The sequence below is a fragment of the Pedobacter sp. 10L46_2 genome (assembly GCF_056395165.1).
Genome location: NZ_JBFTIZ010000079.1, coordinates 1 through 14,532 on the forward strand (window position 1 = coordinate 1; position 14,532 = coordinate 14,532).

Annotated in this window: 14 protein-coding genes; 6 read left to right on the forward strand and 8 right to left on the reverse strand. The window is 39.4% G+C overall.

Annotated features, from left to right (window positions below; translation table 11 throughout):
• Together AC1DDX_RS11155 and AC1DDX_RS11160 are read right to left on the reverse strand one after the other, a co-directional pair.
• Window positions 1–252 (reverse strand): endonuclease/exonuclease/phosphatase family protein (locus tag AC1DDX_RS11155; protein ID WP_477622045.1); only part of this gene is annotated, 252 nt, incomplete at its 3' end.
• Window positions 249–935 (reverse strand): peptidylprolyl isomerase, encoded by a 687-nt coding sequence (locus AC1DDX_RS11160; protein ID WP_288881274.1) that lies wholly within the window; start codon window positions 933–935, stop codon window positions 249–251. The genes AC1DDX_RS11160 and AC1DDX_RS11155, both read right to left, overlap by 4 nt.
• A 147-nt stretch (window positions 936–1,082) precedes the next feature.
• Here AC1DDX_RS11160 and AC1DDX_RS11165 point away from each other — a divergent pair, with 147 nt between their 5' ends.
• Entirely contained in the window at window positions 1,083–1,655 is a 573-nt protein-coding gene (locus AC1DDX_RS11165; protein WP_172662320.1) for a YceI family protein, read from the forward strand.
• A gap of 52 nt (window positions 1,656–1,707) precedes the next feature.
• Entirely contained in the window at window positions 1,708–2,535 is an 828-nt protein-coding gene (gene ygiD, locus AC1DDX_RS11170) for a 4,5-DOPA-extradiol-dioxygenase (RefSeq protein ID WP_288881272.1), read from the forward strand.
• Here the strand turns inward: ygiD and AC1DDX_RS11175 are convergent, their stop codons facing one another.
• On the reverse strand, window positions 2,536–3,936 hold the full coding sequence (locus AC1DDX_RS11175; RefSeq protein WP_337717061.1) for an aldehyde dehydrogenase family protein: 1,401 nt from the start codon (window positions 3,934–3,936) through the stop codon (window positions 2,536–2,538).
• A gap of 120 nt (window positions 3,937–4,056) precedes the next feature.
• On the opposite strand from AC1DDX_RS11175, the gene AC1DDX_RS11180 reads away from it, so the two are divergent.
• From AC1DDX_RS11180 to AC1DDX_RS11195, 4 genes are all read left to right on the forward strand, one after another.
• Window positions 4,057–5,226, forward strand: a complete 1,170-nt coding sequence (locus AC1DDX_RS11180; protein WP_172662317.1) for a hypothetical protein — start codon at window positions 4,057–4,059, stop codon at window positions 5,224–5,226.
• Window positions 5,227–5,388: 162 nt separating this feature from the next.
• The gene (locus AC1DDX_RS11185; protein ID WP_172662316.1) at window positions 5,389–6,021 is read left to right on the forward strand and encodes a peroxiredoxin; all 633 of its coding nucleotides are present in this window, start codon (window positions 5,389–5,391) and stop codon (window positions 6,019–6,021) included.
• A 13-nt stretch (window positions 6,022–6,034) separates the two neighbouring features.
• Window positions 6,035–6,343: a thioredoxin family protein gene (locus tag AC1DDX_RS11190; protein WP_172662315.1), complete on the forward strand. Its 309-nt coding sequence runs from the start codon at window positions 6,035–6,037 to the stop codon at window positions 6,341–6,343.
• Entirely contained in the window at window positions 6,343–6,594 is a 252-nt protein-coding gene (locus AC1DDX_RS11195; RefSeq protein ID WP_048908165.1) for a DUF6952 family protein, read from the forward strand. Before AC1DDX_RS11190 ends, AC1DDX_RS11195 begins: the two co-directional genes overlap by 1 nt.
• Before the next feature lie 128 nt (window positions 6,595–6,722).
• Here the strand turns inward: AC1DDX_RS11195 and AC1DDX_RS11200 are convergent, their stop codons facing one another.
• From AC1DDX_RS11200 to AC1DDX_RS11220, 5 genes are all read right to left on the reverse strand, one after another.
• On the reverse strand, window positions 6,723–9,311 hold the full coding sequence (locus AC1DDX_RS11200) for a phosphoenolpyruvate carboxylase (protein ID WP_172662314.1): 2,589 nt from the start codon (window positions 9,309–9,311) through the stop codon (window positions 6,723–6,725).
• Between the two features lie 241 nt (window positions 9,312–9,552).
• Window positions 9,553–11,100, reverse strand: a complete 1,548-nt coding sequence (locus AC1DDX_RS11205) for a DHA2 family efflux MFS transporter permease subunit (RefSeq protein ID WP_288881264.1) — start codon at window positions 11,098–11,100, stop codon at window positions 9,553–9,555.
• 2 nt (window positions 11,101–11,102) lie between these two features.
• Window positions 11,103–12,146 carry an HlyD family secretion protein gene (locus AC1DDX_RS11210; RefSeq protein WP_477622046.1) on the reverse strand — a complete coding sequence of 348 codons (1,044 nt, stop codon included), beginning with the start codon at window positions 12,144–12,146 and terminating at the stop codon, window positions 11,103–11,105.
• A gap of 21 nt (window positions 12,147–12,167) precedes the next feature.
• On the reverse strand, window positions 12,168–13,484 hold the full coding sequence (locus AC1DDX_RS11215) for a TolC family protein (RefSeq protein WP_172662311.1): 1,317 nt from the start codon (window positions 13,482–13,484) through the stop codon (window positions 12,168–12,170).
• Entirely contained in the window at window positions 13,481–14,101 is a 621-nt protein-coding gene (locus AC1DDX_RS11220) for a TetR/AcrR family transcriptional regulator (RefSeq protein ID WP_172662310.1), read from the reverse strand. The genes AC1DDX_RS11215 and AC1DDX_RS11220 overlap by 4 nt, the downstream gene beginning before the upstream one ends.
• Window positions 14,102–14,532: the final 431 nt, after the last annotated feature.

The following is a 14,532-nucleotide window of genomic DNA, read 5'->3' on the forward strand; positions in this document are numbered from 1 at the left end:
ACCGTACTCCACATGATTTGGTTTTATTCTGGTAAGGATAGCCACTCCGCTATATCCTTTTTTCTCTGCCGGAAACCAGTAGTGATGATACCCTAATTGCTCAATTAAGGCAAGTATCTCCGGAATTTGAGAAGGCAGGGCCTTCACTTCCTGCAAGCAAACCATATCGGCATCGGTTGACTGTAGCCACCCAAAAAAATTTTTTGTTGATGCAGAGCGAATGCCGTTAACATTGTAAGAGATGATCTTCATAAATTATATAATTTTTCTAATTTTTTAGCTGCGCGCCTTTTTAATACAGAAACAGACATCTTCACATCAGCAAAGGGGCGGTCGTTTGAATCCCTGGAAACAGCAGCGATTTTATCAACCATATCTAAGCCCTGAACAACCTCACCAAAAACAGTATAATTTCTGTCCAGATGTGGTGTGCCGCCTAAATTCTTATAGACTTCTCTCTGCCAAACCGGTATTTTGAAATGGAGGCGATTCGTTTCTAATGAATCTAATCCCTGATCTGTAAATTTTTTACCCTGAACAATGTAGAACTGAGATCCGCTTGATGCCTTTTCGGGATTGTCGTCTCTTGCAGCGCCAAGCGCACCTTTTTTATGAAATAAACTGTCTCTAAATTCAGCGGGAATGGTATAGCCTACAGTTCCATTTCCCAGCAATTCCCCTTGTTTTGCAACTTTTGAATCCGGATCGCCCCCCTGAATCATGAAGTTTTTGATAACCCGATGAAATAAAGTGCCCTCAAAAACACCCTTTTTAATGAGGGATACAAAATTATCCCGGTGCTGGGGAGTTTCATTGTAAAGCATGATTATACATTCGCCCATATCCGTTTTAATTTTAACGTATTGGTGTTTTGGCTTTGCAGCGAAAGCAGAGAAAACACCCAGACATAGTAGTAAGGCTAGAATCCTGTTCATTAATATTACTTTGGAGCTAAGGTAAGTTAAAAATGGCTTTATTGAAATGTGGGAAGCTTCAATTTTATTGATTATCTTTCTTACCATACATCAAGGCCGGCTAAAACCCAGAGGTGTACTTTTGTAAAATTAAAACTCAAAAAAATTATGAAAAAGGTATTTTTATTCCTGGTTGCAATTTCAATCAGTGTTGCGTCTTTCGCACAAACAAAGTGGACGGTAGATCCGATGCACTCATTTATAAATTTCTCAGTGAAACACATGGGAATCTCATTTGTAGATGGATCATTTAAAAAGTTTGATGGCGCAGTTACTGCAGCTAAAGAGGATTTAACTGATGCAAAAATCAGCTTTTCAGTTGATGTAAACAGTATTTCTACAAGTGTTGAACCTCGCGATAAGCACTTAAAATCTGATGATTTTTTTAATGCTGAAACTTTTCCATACATGACTTTCGAAAGCACTTCATTTAAAAAATTGAAAGGAAATAACTATGAATTGAGTGGAAAATTGACAATTCGTGATGTAACGAAAGATGTTAAGTTCAATGTAGTATTCGGCGGAACAGCTAAAGATCAGCAAGGAAATACCAAAGCAGGTTTCTCAGCTAACACAACCATTAATCGTTTAGATTATAATATCAAATATGATCCAACAGGAATGGGTGTAGGTAAAGACGTTAAAATAGCCTTAAACCTGGAATTTGTTCAGGCAAAATAATTGATTTTACAGGCCGTCTGGATAAGACGGCCTGTATTAATTTCTACTCATTATGACTAACTTATCTCAATTCAAAACATTCACAAGCGGGTTGCCAATTCAGGAAAACCTTATGCCTGTTCTATTTGTGGGGCACGGATCTCCAATGAATGGGATTGAGGGTAATGAGTTTAGCAACAAATGGGCCTCTATGGCTCAAAATATGCCAGTTCCAACAGCAGTACTGGTGGTTTCTGCACATTGGTTTACCAAAGGCACGCACATTACTGCCATGGATTTCCCTAAAACTATACATGATTTTGGCGGGTTTCCACAGGCACTTTTTGATGTAGTTTATCCCGCACCCGGAAATCCGGAACTTGCTGCTGAAACGGCAGGACTTATACAACATACGCAAGTTGGCCTGGATCATGACTGGGGGCTTGACCATGGTGCATGGACTGTTGTAAGACACATGTACCCAGAGGCAAATATCCCTGTATTGCAATTGAGCATCGACTATACCAAGGATGCGCGCTATCATTATGAGCTGGCCAGGGAATTGCAACTTTTAAGAAAGAAGGGGGTTTTAATTCTTGGGAGCGGAAATATGGTTCACAATCTTAGGATGATGAGCTGGGAAATGATAAATGGCGGAGGCTATGACTGGGCTTTACAAATGAACGATAAGTTTAAAAGCCTGATTCTAAACAATGAGCACAATCCCTTGATGAACTATCAATCGCTTGGTAAAGAGGCTATGCTGGCCATCCCTACTCCGGAGCATTATCTGCCCTTAATGTATACCCTTGGTCTGAAAAATGATAATGAGGAAGTTTCGTTATTTAACGATAAGGCAGTCGGCGGTTCATTAACCATGACTTCTGTTAAGGTAGGCTAATCACATTAGTTTTTTCAGCCACTTTAATACCCAGTCTTTGCCATAATAAGGAGGATAAATCATCCCGGTCATATCTAACTTAGATTGGAAAACAACAGCTCTTTCGTGGCTGAACGACTTGAAGCCGAATTCTCCATGGCAACTTCCCATGCCGCTTCCGTTTACCCCCCCAAAAGGCAATTTCGGGTTTGAGATATGAATTAATACATCATTAACACAGGTGCCACCTGCACTGGTATTTGCTATAATACGGTGGATGTTCTCTTTGCTATCGCTAAATATATATAGGGCCAGCGGTTTGCTTTTTTTGTTGATGCGGTCAATTACTTCATCTAAACTTTTATAAGTAATGATTGGCAATAGAGGGCCAAAAATTTCTTCGTTCATGATATTTGAATCATCGCTGATTCGCGTAAGAACCGTAGGGCTAATGGTGTTATTTCCCTGGTCTGTTTCGCCTCCAAACGCCACATTGGCGCCTTTATTTGTTGCATCAGCAATCAGTCCTGTTAATCTTTTAAAATGCCTGTCGTTTATAATTTTAGCATAAACGGAGTGATCGATGGTATTGTTCCCGTTGCAGAACATTTTGTTTACGGATTCCTTATAATGCCCAATAAATTCAGCTTGTTTTTCTTCCGGAATAAAAACATAATCAGGTGCAATACAAGTTTGTCCGGCATTCATCAATTTCCCCCAGGCAATCTTTTCTGCTGCACTCTTTAAGTTGGCGGTACCATCAATTACAGTAGGAGATTTCCCTCCTAATTCCAATGTTACAGAAGTGAGGTTTTTTGCAGCGGCTTCCATCACCACCTTTCCAATGGCGGTGCTTCCTGTAAAGAAAATATGATCGAATGGCAGTTCAAGCAAAGCTGTTGATACCGAGGCATCGCCCTCAAAGCAGCAGATTTCCTGCTCTTCAAAACATTCGGCAATAATCCGTGCAATAACTGAGCTGGTTGCCGGGCTGAGCTCTGATGGTTTTAATATAGCGCAGTTCCCTGCTGCAATGGCAGAGATTAAGGGGGCCATCAGCAATTGAAAAGGATAGTTCCACGGCGAAATGATCAAACAAACGCCTTTTGGTTCATAATAAAGCCTATTTTTTGCAAAAAGGTTGGTTATTGTTTTGCCAATGTATTTAGGCCTCATCCAATTTTTGACGTTCTTAATCGCAAAATCAATTTCAGCATAAGTAAAAATCAGTTCGGTAACGGCAGCTTCAAACTGGCTTTTGCGAAGATCCTGCTGTAAAGCAACATATACCTCAGCCTCATGCTTTTCTATACCGCGCTTTAATGCCTTTAATTTATTAATTCTTTGTGCGGCATTACTGGTCCTAAGCGTATATTTATGCGCTTGCTGGGCATTAAAAACAGAGTTGATCGTTTGCGTCATGTTAGCTTGCCAAACCGGCCTAAAATTGTTAAAATAGGTTAAATTAATTGTCCTTAATTACTATTGTATTGAAAATAGATTGATTTAAGGGATATTGCACATGTAAAATAAATATACAAAATGAAAAGGGGATTTTTTACTGTACTAGCCACTATATTATTTCTCCAGTTGGGGAATGCCCAGACCGTTAAAACAGGGGTTTTGGTTATTGGTAATGGCAGGGGTGCATTGGCAGCAAGCATTCAATCAAGTGTTTCTGGTGCTAAAACAGTTTTATTATTACCGGGAGAAGATTTTGAAGCCACACTCGCCTCAGGGAATTTATCTTCTGGGATAGAAGCCAGCCTGATTAAGAGGCAAAAGCCCCAAGATAAAGCCGAAATCAACTCCGCGATAAAATCATGGACAGACACACTTAAAAACCTGACAATAATAAAAAATGCGAACTGGATAAAATTAAAAAGATCTGGAAGCGGCTGGAGTGCGCAGCTAAGTGACGGCAGAACAATAAAGGCTATTGCCATGGTTAATGCGGATAAAACAGGAAAGGTTAATGCTGCTATTCCTTTGCAAAATGTAAATAAGTCGTGGCATTCCCTTACTTATAATAACAATCTTTACAGAACAAGTATTGCCTCTGGTGAACATACAGGAAATACGTCCTCAAATCAGCTATTTCTAAGCGATCTGCTTATTCCTGAACAGGATAATCTTGTGCTGCTAAATTCAGGAATTGAAAGCATCGCCGCAGGACAGGCTGCCGGAGCTGTGGCTGCTTATGCTGCTTTTTTCAAAACTAAAACCTCTCAGGCTCCGTTAAAGGAGATTCAGGGCGAGCTAATGAAGTACCAGTTGTCCCTAATGCCATTTTCAGATATTAAACCAACTGATACCAATTGGAAATCTATTCAGTTTCTGGGTCTTTCGGGATTTTTAAAAGCAGATATAGTTAACGGAGTGGCTAATTTTGAACCGGAGCGGACGGTATCAACCGCAGAAATAAAAGAACCTGTTAAGGAGTATTATTATAAGGCACAGATCTGGTTTGATGAACATAAGGAGCCCGAAATGACTATCGGCGCAACACTAAACCTTGTTTGTTATGTGGGAGGGAAATCGCCAAAGAATACCGAAGACGAGATTAAGAAGAACTGGAAAACTGTATATAAGTTTAAAACGGAATACGATCCTGCGCGAAATATTACAAGAAGAGAGTTTGCCGTTCTGGTAAACGAATATCTAAAACCATTTGCTGTTAATACTGATAAAGCAGGAAGAATAATGAGGTAAAACACAAATAGATAAAAACTAATTTGTTTTTCTGTGTTATAGTTTGTGTCTATGTGCCTATCAAGATTAAGTATCTGTTATATCTTGAATATGGTTGTTTTTGAGTACAGATAGGCTTACCTTTGCACCATCAAAAACAACAATAAAACACAAAATATAATTATGGCTATAGTAGGAAAAAAATTCCCAAGTGTTAGTATCGATGCGATGTCAGAAATGGGTGACGATTTAAAGATCAATGTATTTGAAGAAGCAGTAAGCAAAGGGAAAAAAGTTTTATTATTCTGGTATCCAAAGGATTTTACTTTTGTTTGTCCAACAGAATTGCACGCTTTTCAAGCAGCTTTACCTGACTTTGAAAAAAGAAATACAATTGTAATTGGTGCATCATGCGATACAAACGAAGTGCACTTTGCATGGTTAAACACTCCAAAAGATAATGGTGGTATTGAAGGCGTTACTTATCCAATTTTAGCAGATACTCATAGACAATTGTCTAACATTTTAGGTATTGTTGAGCAAGAGGTTGAATATGATGAAGAAGGAAACGAAATCTTCTCTGGATCAAACGTTACATTCAGAGCAACTTACCTAATTGACGAAACCGGCAAAGTTTTCCATGAAAGCGTTAACGATATGCCAGTAGGTAGAAATGTTAAAGAATATTTACGTTTAATTGATGCTTACGCTCACGTTCAGAAACATGGCGAAGTTTGCCCTGCAAACTGGGAAGAAGGAAAAGAAGCAATGAATGCAAACAGAACTGGCGTTGCTGAATATTTAAGCGCTAACTAATCAATTAAAAATTATGTTTTTAGAATTAACAGAAGATAATCTTCAACAATATGTTGCTGAAAACAAGAAAGTAATGGTTCAGTATGCTGCATCGTGGTGCGGGAATTGCCGAATCATGAAGCCTAAGTTTAAGAAACTAGCTGCTGAAAACGAAGATGTTGCTTTCTTAATTGTGGATGCCGAAAAACTTCCGGCTTCACGTAAACTGGCAACGGTTGACAATTTACCAACTTTTGCAGCCTTTGAAGGCGGCGTTTTGGTAGATCAGGTTCAAACGAACAAAGCAGAAGTATTAAGCGAATTATTTAATAAAATAAAATAATGAAAATTCCGGTTATAAGACAGCTATTCCAAAATACTACTCCAGAAAATCTTGAGGCAACTTTATCAGTTTTAGAAGCTTTTTGTGAATTCAGAGGGGTAAGTGAGGAAGAAATTGATGTAGCAGGAGAGATGATCACCAATATCTGCGGAGCGCTTGAAGTTCATGAGAACGTAAAAGCAGGAGCAGTTGAAAAAGATGCATTAAATGCATTTGGTCAAAAAGTAATGGGATCAATTGACAGGCATTAATTTAGCAACATAATAAAAAGGGGGATTTCAGTGTGAGATCCCCCTTTTTATTGCTTAAACTTTTTTAGCACACTCGTCATTCCGCCCGTCATCTCCTTTGGTTAATCAAAGGAGATGACGGGACCATCTTATGCCAGGTTACGTCCGGCATTTACAATGCCATATACCGTTCTGATGGCAAGCTTCTCATATGATTGTTTTTCTTCCTCTGTAATTTCGTTCTGTAGCTGTTCTAAAGCGTAATGCTGGATAAGCACCAAAGGCAGTACGATCTTCTCTCTAACGGCAATAGAGCGCTTTTCTACAGGATAATTCTCCATTAGTGTCTCATGACCCGCCAACTTTAAAAGCATCTCTTTAGAAAGCGTAAATTCATCAAAAAGAATCTTCCAGAAAGCACCGTATTCCTTGTCGTTTATAAAATGAGCCGTAACAGCAAAGTCAGACTTGCTCATAGACATCATACAGTTGTCTATGATGGTTTTAAAGTAGCCGGATTCCTGATAGGTTTTAACAACCTTATCCCAGTTTCCTGCTTTTTCCTGGCTTTTTAATGCCGTACCCATACCATAAAATCCTGGAATATTCTGTTTAAGCTGGCTCCATGCAGTAACAAAGCTTATCGCTCTCAGGTCTTCCAGTTTTAATGCGCCACCAGAATTTCTTTTTACCGGCCTGCTGCTGATGGTAATTTTAGACAACAAAGTAAGTGGCGAGAATTTCTCCAGGTAACTTAAAAACAATGGATGCTTACGCAGGGCTACAAATGATTCATAACTTTCCTGCGCCATTATATCCAAAAGATTTTTATGAACAGGATCTAATAAAATATTATGTCTCTCCTTAATACCCGCAGAAATACCTGCGTTTATTAATTGTTCAATGTTGAATTCGGCACTGTCTATAGACCCATACTGAGAACTGATTGTTTGTCCCTGAATGGTAAGCTGGATGTTTTTATTAGCTATCTCTTTACCCATAGAGGCATAGAAACGGTGCGTTTTACCTCCACCTCTTGAAGGCGGACCACCGCGACCGTCAAAAAATGCAAGTTGAATATTGTGTTTGTTTGCCGTTTCTGTTAAAGCAACCTTGGCGTTAAAAATGGACCAGTTTGCCATTAAATAACCACCATCTTTTGTGCTGTCAGAGAAGCCCAGCATAATGTCTTGTTTATTCCCTCTTTTCTTTAAATGTTTTTTGTAAAACGGATGAGAATACAAGGTTTCCATAATTGTAGCCGCATCAGCAAGGTCATGAACTGTTTCAAATAGCGGAACAAAATCAATAGAAAGATCATCTTCTTCCCATCCATTCCATAAGAAAAGCTCTATGAGTTGCAAAATATCGCTCGCTTGCTGGCAATTACTGATAATGAATCGGTGGCAGGCAAGTTCTCCATTGCTTTGCTGTATTTGTTTCACTTCAGTAATGGTTTGAAGCGTATCCTGAACCAATGAATCGGCCTTATCGCTATGCGATACTCTGGCACTTTTAAAGGAAAGGGTCTTGATTTTTTCTTCTTCCGATAAGCTGTCGTAGTTCTCAGGGAACATAGAATTGATCGGTTTACTTTGTCGGCAATAGGCATGCACGTCTCTTAATACCCTGCTGTCCTGTCTGATATCAAGTGAGGCAAAGTGACTGCCATAAAGCTCAACCTTACGGATCAGGTCAGAAACGATATCGGCAAACAGGCCGTCGTGGCTATCTATCAGTGTGTTTTTAATTTTATTCAGGTGTTCGATCAGAAAGTCTGAAATGTTTTCCATTTCAATATTCGGATCAAATGCATTTTTGTATAATACATCGTGAACTATCGCGATAGGCTCATCCACACCTCTAAAGGTGATGCGTCTCTTTAGGTTTCTAAAATCGCGGTAATAGCATCTGAACAAGATCTGGCGAAGCATTTTTGATACCTGCACGGTAGATTCGGTATGTACATTAGGGTTACCGTCTCTATCGCCACCCGGCCAAAAACCTAATTCTATAATCTTTTTAGAGTCAAGGCTGTAATCGTTCAGGCTTTTGTCTATTTCCGATTGGATATTTGCTGCAGCAAAATAAAACACATTTTCGAGGTACCATGCTAAACTTAGCGCTTCATCAACCGGGGTTGGTGATTTTTTATTGAAAAATGGCGTTTTACCTAATTGCTGAAGCAAAAGGTGGATGCTGGTGATGTCGTTAATTTTAATGGCTGCGGTAAGGTCTGTGATGATAGACAATACGCTTCCGGGATAAAATTGAGTTGGGTGTGCGGTTAAAACAAGTCTTAAAGAGAATTCCTCAATCAGTTTTTCTATTTTCTGATTTAAAGAGCTGTCATCAATTCCTTTTTTTAGATAAGAAAGCAATGCATTATGCTCATCAGAAGCATTAAGTTTGTTAAAAGATGCATCTTCAACAGCATCAAATAACACCACCTGGCGCTCAATATATTGGATAAATCTGAACAGAAGATCAATCACGTCCTTAGCTCCGTTATTTTGCGTATACTTCTTGAAAAAAGCATTAATAATTTCTGCCGGAGTTTCATGGTTATTTACACCATCTTCACAGTATTTTATAAATAATGGCAACAGTGTGCCGGTATCTTTAATCTTGTAAAAAGGAAGGGTAAGGAAAAGGCTGTTATAGAGTTCAAATCTGGATACTACTTCGTTGTTAAATACTGATTCTCTCTGACCTTTTGCGCGTTGTTTCTGCATCATATTTAAAGGGTATTTTTTCGCGCTTAAGCTACCAAAAATGATTCAAAAAAAAGACCCCAAAGTGCTATTAATTTAATTTTGATTTTTTTGCAAAAAAAACTAACTTAGTACCATAGAGGTTAAACAAATCCTTTTAAACTTATGTGCTGATTTGAGGGCGGAAACGCAATAAATGAAGCAATTTAATTGTTAATTTTTTGGGGTAAAACAGCCGTTAAGATTTTCTTAACGGCTGTTTTGTTTAGTGTAAGTCTGCCGGAACTTCAACATTCTTTTTGAACTTTTGAAGATACAGCAGCGGAATTGAACATAAAAGGATCAGTCCCGCCACCCAATATGCATCACTATAAGTGAGCAGTAATGACTGTTTTGTAACCACACCTTCAACGGCCTTTGCGGCCAAAGCTTTTGCGTCTAAATAGTTATATCCCTTGGCCATAAAATTCTTTATAAAGCCATTAAAACGATCGGTAAATGCAGGGTTATATTCATTAATGTTTACGAGTAAATTGCTGCGGTGAAAACCCTGACGAACATGTATCAAAGTAGTTAATGCAGCGATACCAAATGAACCGCCAAGTTGTCTCATCATGTTGTTCAAACCAGAGCCTTGTCCAATCTCGGCACCTTTCAGATCCTGAATGGCCAAAGTGGTTAACGGTACAAACAATAATGCCATACCAACACCCCTTATCATTAAAGGAAGAAAGAAATCATTGGTACCTGATTGCAGGGTAGATTTACTCAGCATAGAACAAAATACGAAGAAGAGGAACATCCCGATGGTTGCCATAAACTGAGCCGGAATGCCTTTTTTAAGGAAAATCCCAATAAATGGCATCATCACGATGGTACATAAACCACCAGGGAACAACAATTCGCCCGTTTGGAGAGGCGAGAAGCCCAGTAAATTCTGGCAAAATACAGGGAACACGAAAACGGACCCATAAAGCCCGAAGCCCAGGATAAACGAGGTAAACATACCCACTGAAAAGCTCCTGTGGCGCATAATCTTAAAGTTCACAATAGGGTGGTCGGTGCTCAGCTCCCTCCAAATGAACAGCAGTAAGCCAAGGACAGATGTAACTGCAAGTGCTGTGATATAAGGGGTGGCAAACCAGTCTTCACTTTCGCCTTTTTCCAATACGGTCTGTAAACTTCCAACTGCAACGGCAAGTAATGCAATACCCCACCAATCTACAGGCATACCCTTTCCATCCTTAGGTGTCTCTCGAACAAACATATAGGTACAATAGGCCGCCAGGATGCCGACGGGAATATTTACATAAAAAATTAACGGCCATGAACTGATCTCTAACAAATAACCACCAATTGTTGGCCCTACAGTAGGCCCTACAACGGCGCCCAATCCAAACAAGGCTGTGGCAATACCAACATCTTCTCGTGGCCAGGTCTCAATTAATATGGCCTGAGCAGTTGAAATTAAGCCTCCTCCGGCTAGCCCCTGTAATATACGGAACAGGATCAGCTCTTCGAGGTTGGTTGCATTTCCGCAAAGAAATGATGCAACGGTAAAAAGTATAATAGAGAACAGGAAATAGTTTTTACGGCCAAAACGACTACCCAGCCATCCCGACATAGGCAATACGATTACGTTAGCTACAGCGTAGCCGGTAGATAGCCAGGCAACATCCTCTAGGGTGGCGCCCAGGTTACCTTGTATTTGGGGTATAGCAACGTTTACAATAGTGGTATCAATCAGCTCCAGTAAGGAAGCTGTGATCACTGTAAAGGTTATTATCCACTTTTTTAAACCTTTCTCGGCCATTTTTAGTCTTTTATAGAAACAGAAACCTTAACACTCATACCAGGGCGTAATTTTGCCATGATCTCTTTAGGTGCTTTAGTGATTTTTATTTTTACGGGCACACGTTGTACTACTTTTACAAAGTTACCTGTAGCATTGTCGGGAGGTAACAAAGAGCCTTTTGCACCGGTAATAGGCGCAAAATTGTAAACCTCTCCCTGTACATCGGCATCCGGATAAGCGTCAACCTCTACCTTAACTTTTAACCCGGGATTGATTTCTTCAAGCTGGGTTTCTTTAAAGTTTGCAGTAACATAAATACTGTTTTCATTTACAACAGAAAACAAAGACTGACCGGCCTGTACCAGCTGCCCTTTTTGAACATTCTTTTTAGAAACAATTCCTGTTGCCGGTGCTTTAATGTCGGTATATGATAGCTGCAATTTAGCAAAATCAACTTCCGACTGATGCTGGCTAACTCCAGTATTGCTTACTGCTAACTGCGACTGAGTAGTACCAACCTGCTTAACTGCGGCAGTATATTGGTCGTTAGCGGCAGTAAATGCAGCTTGGGCCGATTCTTTTTGCGCCTTAGCCTGGTCAAATTGCTGCTGGGTAATAGAGCCATCTTTAATCAGGTTTGCATAACGATCGTAATCCTTTTGGGCTAATGATAATTTAACTCTTGCCTCTTCAATATTAGCCCTTGCAGTACTTGTATTTGCTGCAGTGGCCGCAATTTGTGATTCAGAAACACCCACGCCAGCACTGGCACCTTTTTGTCCGGCCATGGCCTGCTCAAGCTTTACTTTGTAATCGCTATCATCAAGCTTAACCAAGATATCGCCTTCTTTTACAGCGGTGTTTTCTTCAAATTTAATTTCCTTTACATAGCCTCCAACACGTGCAACTACCGGGCTAATGTCTCCATCAATCYGTGCGTCATCCGTATCAACGTGTTTGCTGTAGTAAATATACTCTTTGGTGCCAAATATGGCTCCAATTACAATTAATACCCCTAATATGATTGGTATAACTTTGTTTTTCTTTTTCTTTTCAGTTGTCATTGCTGTAATTTGTTATGGTAGTTATTGGGCGATTTTTCCTGTTGATTTTAATAGCGTATAGTAGGCCAGTCCGGCATCTGCTTTAGCTAATTCTAAATTGATTTTGGCTTGGTAAAGCAACGTTTCTGCATCAATGCGRTCGATGGCTGAGGCAACATTGTTTTTGTATTTCGAAGCCAGTAAGTTGTCGTTTTCAGTAGCCTGTGCAATAGAAGTTTCAAGCACTTTTATTTTATTTAAAGCCAGTTGATAATCCTGATAATTTTTGTTGATCTCCGTTTTCACCTGATCTGATAAAATATCTTTTTGGATACCTACATTTTTCTGTTGAATGCGAGCTTCGGTTACTTTGTTTTTATTGGTCCATAAGCTTCCGATATTCCATGAAATATTGGCTCCAAGCGTCATTGGTACAATGTACTGATTGGTTGGAGGGATAAATTTCCCGCTTGGGTTAATGTAGTACAAGTTTGCGCCAACACCAACTGTAGGTATTGTATTTGCCTGAATGGATTTGATGTTCATATCTGCAACCTTATTCTGCAAATCGGCCTGTTTTAGTTCCTGACGGTTGGATAAGGCCAAATCGATGTATGATGTTAATGGCGAAACCGGTTTTAAAGCATTATCCGGATCAGCAATTTCTATCTCCGTGTTTTCATCCAGCCCTAATAAAATATCCAGGTTGTAGTTAATTACTTTCCTGTTGTTTTCGATCTCCATTTCGGTTAGCGAAACATTGGCTTGTTGTAATTGAAACCTTAAAACATCGTTTTTAGTTACTATTCCCTGCTCAAAAAAGCGCTGCGATTGCTTTAATTGTCCGGCAATAGATTCCAGATTCTGGGCAACTACTTTTTTGCTTTGCAATACTTTAAACAACGAATAGTAAGTGTTTATTACTGCGTAGCTAACTTCTTCTTTGTTTTTATCGGCATCTAAACGGGCAACATCGGTAAGCAATTTTGTTGATGCTTCTGCATACCTTAATTTACCCCCTCCGTATACTAATTGTTCCACCGCGGCAGTTCCTATAAATGCATCTGCTCTGTTGGGTAAATTAATTGGATCTGCGCCACCAATGCTTAATTTATTAGTGGGGATCTCGGCATGGTTGTATAAAAAGGAAGCACTGGCTGTAGGCAGTGCGTTGTCTTTAACTGATGCGAGTTTAGAAACAGCTTCATCAATTTTACTTTGTGATAGTTTTAAATTCTTGCTGTTACTTATGCCTAACTCAATTGCTTCCTGTAGGCTTAGCTTTTTTATGTTTTGGGCATATAGCATTCCAGGGAGCAGAAAAGCCACAAGGCTTAATTTAATTGTGTTGCGTATCATTGTTGGGGTGTTAGATAAATAGTGATGAGATCCTTTAAATGGGTAATTAAACGATCTGTGATGATTTTTCGGTCTTCTTTGTTGTTGATGTCGAGCGTAGTTCCTGATGTTATTTTAGAAGGGGAGATGGCTACATAACTTATGGTTCCCATTACAGTAGCGATAAGCATTTTTACATCCACTTTTTTGAAGCTTCCATCTTCAATTCCATCTTCAATAATGTGCTGGATAACCAACAGATTTTCGGCCATTGCATTTTTGATGGTGATGAACATTTCTGGTCTTTGAGATAAAGACAACTCTCTATGCATCATTTTATGAAAAGTGTGATTGCAAAGTATGCGTGTGGCATAGCCATCAACTACTTTTAACAGTTTTTCCATTCCCGATAGGCGGTCTTTGCTAATGCTATTCAGTTCCTCTTTGAATCCCTGTATCCGGTTATTCATCATTTCAACGAATACGCCTTCTTTTGACCCAAAATAATAGTTAATCATAGCCATATTTGCGCCTGCCTCTTTCGCAATCTGACGGGTTGAGGCACCTTCATATCCTAATTCAGCAAACAGCTTTGAAGCTGCCTCCAGAATACTCGATCTCTTATCTGCTTTTTCCATGTAATCAAATTGTGAGGCAAAATTAATCAATCGATTGATTAATTTATATCTAATTTTATATAGAAAATGTTTGTTGACTTTGGGTTGACAAAAGTCAGCACATGTCGTCGTATCCTCCACTCTTTCCGTCATCTCGAATGCATGTGAGAGATCTCTTGGTTATGCAGGTTGAAGAGATCTCTCACATGCATTCGAGATGACGAATTGTGCGATACAAAATATAAAAGCCTGCTCAAATATGAGCAGGCTCTCTAAAAACATTCTTACCGTAATTTTAGTTGTTGTGCTGATCAAGCCATTTTTTCTCTACAACATAAGATACAATTAGCCCCAGGCCTCCAAAAATGAAGATTGATCCAAAATATACTGCTACAGCCTCTTCATCATCTATACCTGCTTGCAGCACGCAAAATAGTGCAGTTAGTATACCC

Coding starts and splice junctions, on each gene's coding strand:
- AC1DDX_RS11160 (WP_288881274.1), bottom strand. CDS start 935: ATGAACAGGATTCTAGCCTTACTACTATGTCTGGGTGTTTTCTCTGCT.
- AC1DDX_RS11165 (WP_172662320.1), top strand. CDS start 1,083: ATGAAAAAGGTATTTTTATTCCTGGTTGCAATTTCAATCAGTGTTGCG.
- ygiD (WP_288881272.1), top strand. CDS start 1,708: ATGACTAACTTATCTCAATTCAAAACATTCACAAGCGGGTTGCCAATT.
- AC1DDX_RS11175 (WP_337717061.1), bottom strand. CDS start 3,936: ATGACGCAAACGATCAACTCTGTTTTTAATGCCCAGCAAGCGCATAAA.
- AC1DDX_RS11180 (WP_172662317.1), top strand. CDS start 4,057: ATGAAAAGGGGATTTTTTACTGTACTAGCCACTATATTATTTCTCCAG.
- AC1DDX_RS11185 (WP_172662316.1), top strand. CDS start 5,389: ATGGCTATAGTAGGAAAAAAATTCCCAAGTGTTAGTATCGATGCGATG.
- AC1DDX_RS11190 (WP_172662315.1), top strand. CDS start 6,035: ATGTTTTTAGAATTAACAGAAGATAATCTTCAACAATATGTTGCTGAA.
- AC1DDX_RS11195 (WP_048908165.1), top strand. CDS start 6,343: ATGAAAATTCCGGTTATAAGACAGCTATTCCAAAATACTACTCCAGAA.
- AC1DDX_RS11200 (WP_172662314.1), bottom strand. CDS start 9,311: ATGATGCAGAAACAACGCGCAAAAGGTCAGAGAGAATCAGTATTTAAC.
- AC1DDX_RS11205 (WP_288881264.1), bottom strand. CDS start 11,100: ATGGCCGAGAAAGGTTTAAAAAAGTGGATAATAACCTTTACAGTGATC.
- AC1DDX_RS11220 (WP_172662310.1), bottom strand. CDS start 14,101: ATGGAAAAAGCAGATAAGAGATCGAGTATTCTGGAGGCAGCTTCAAAG.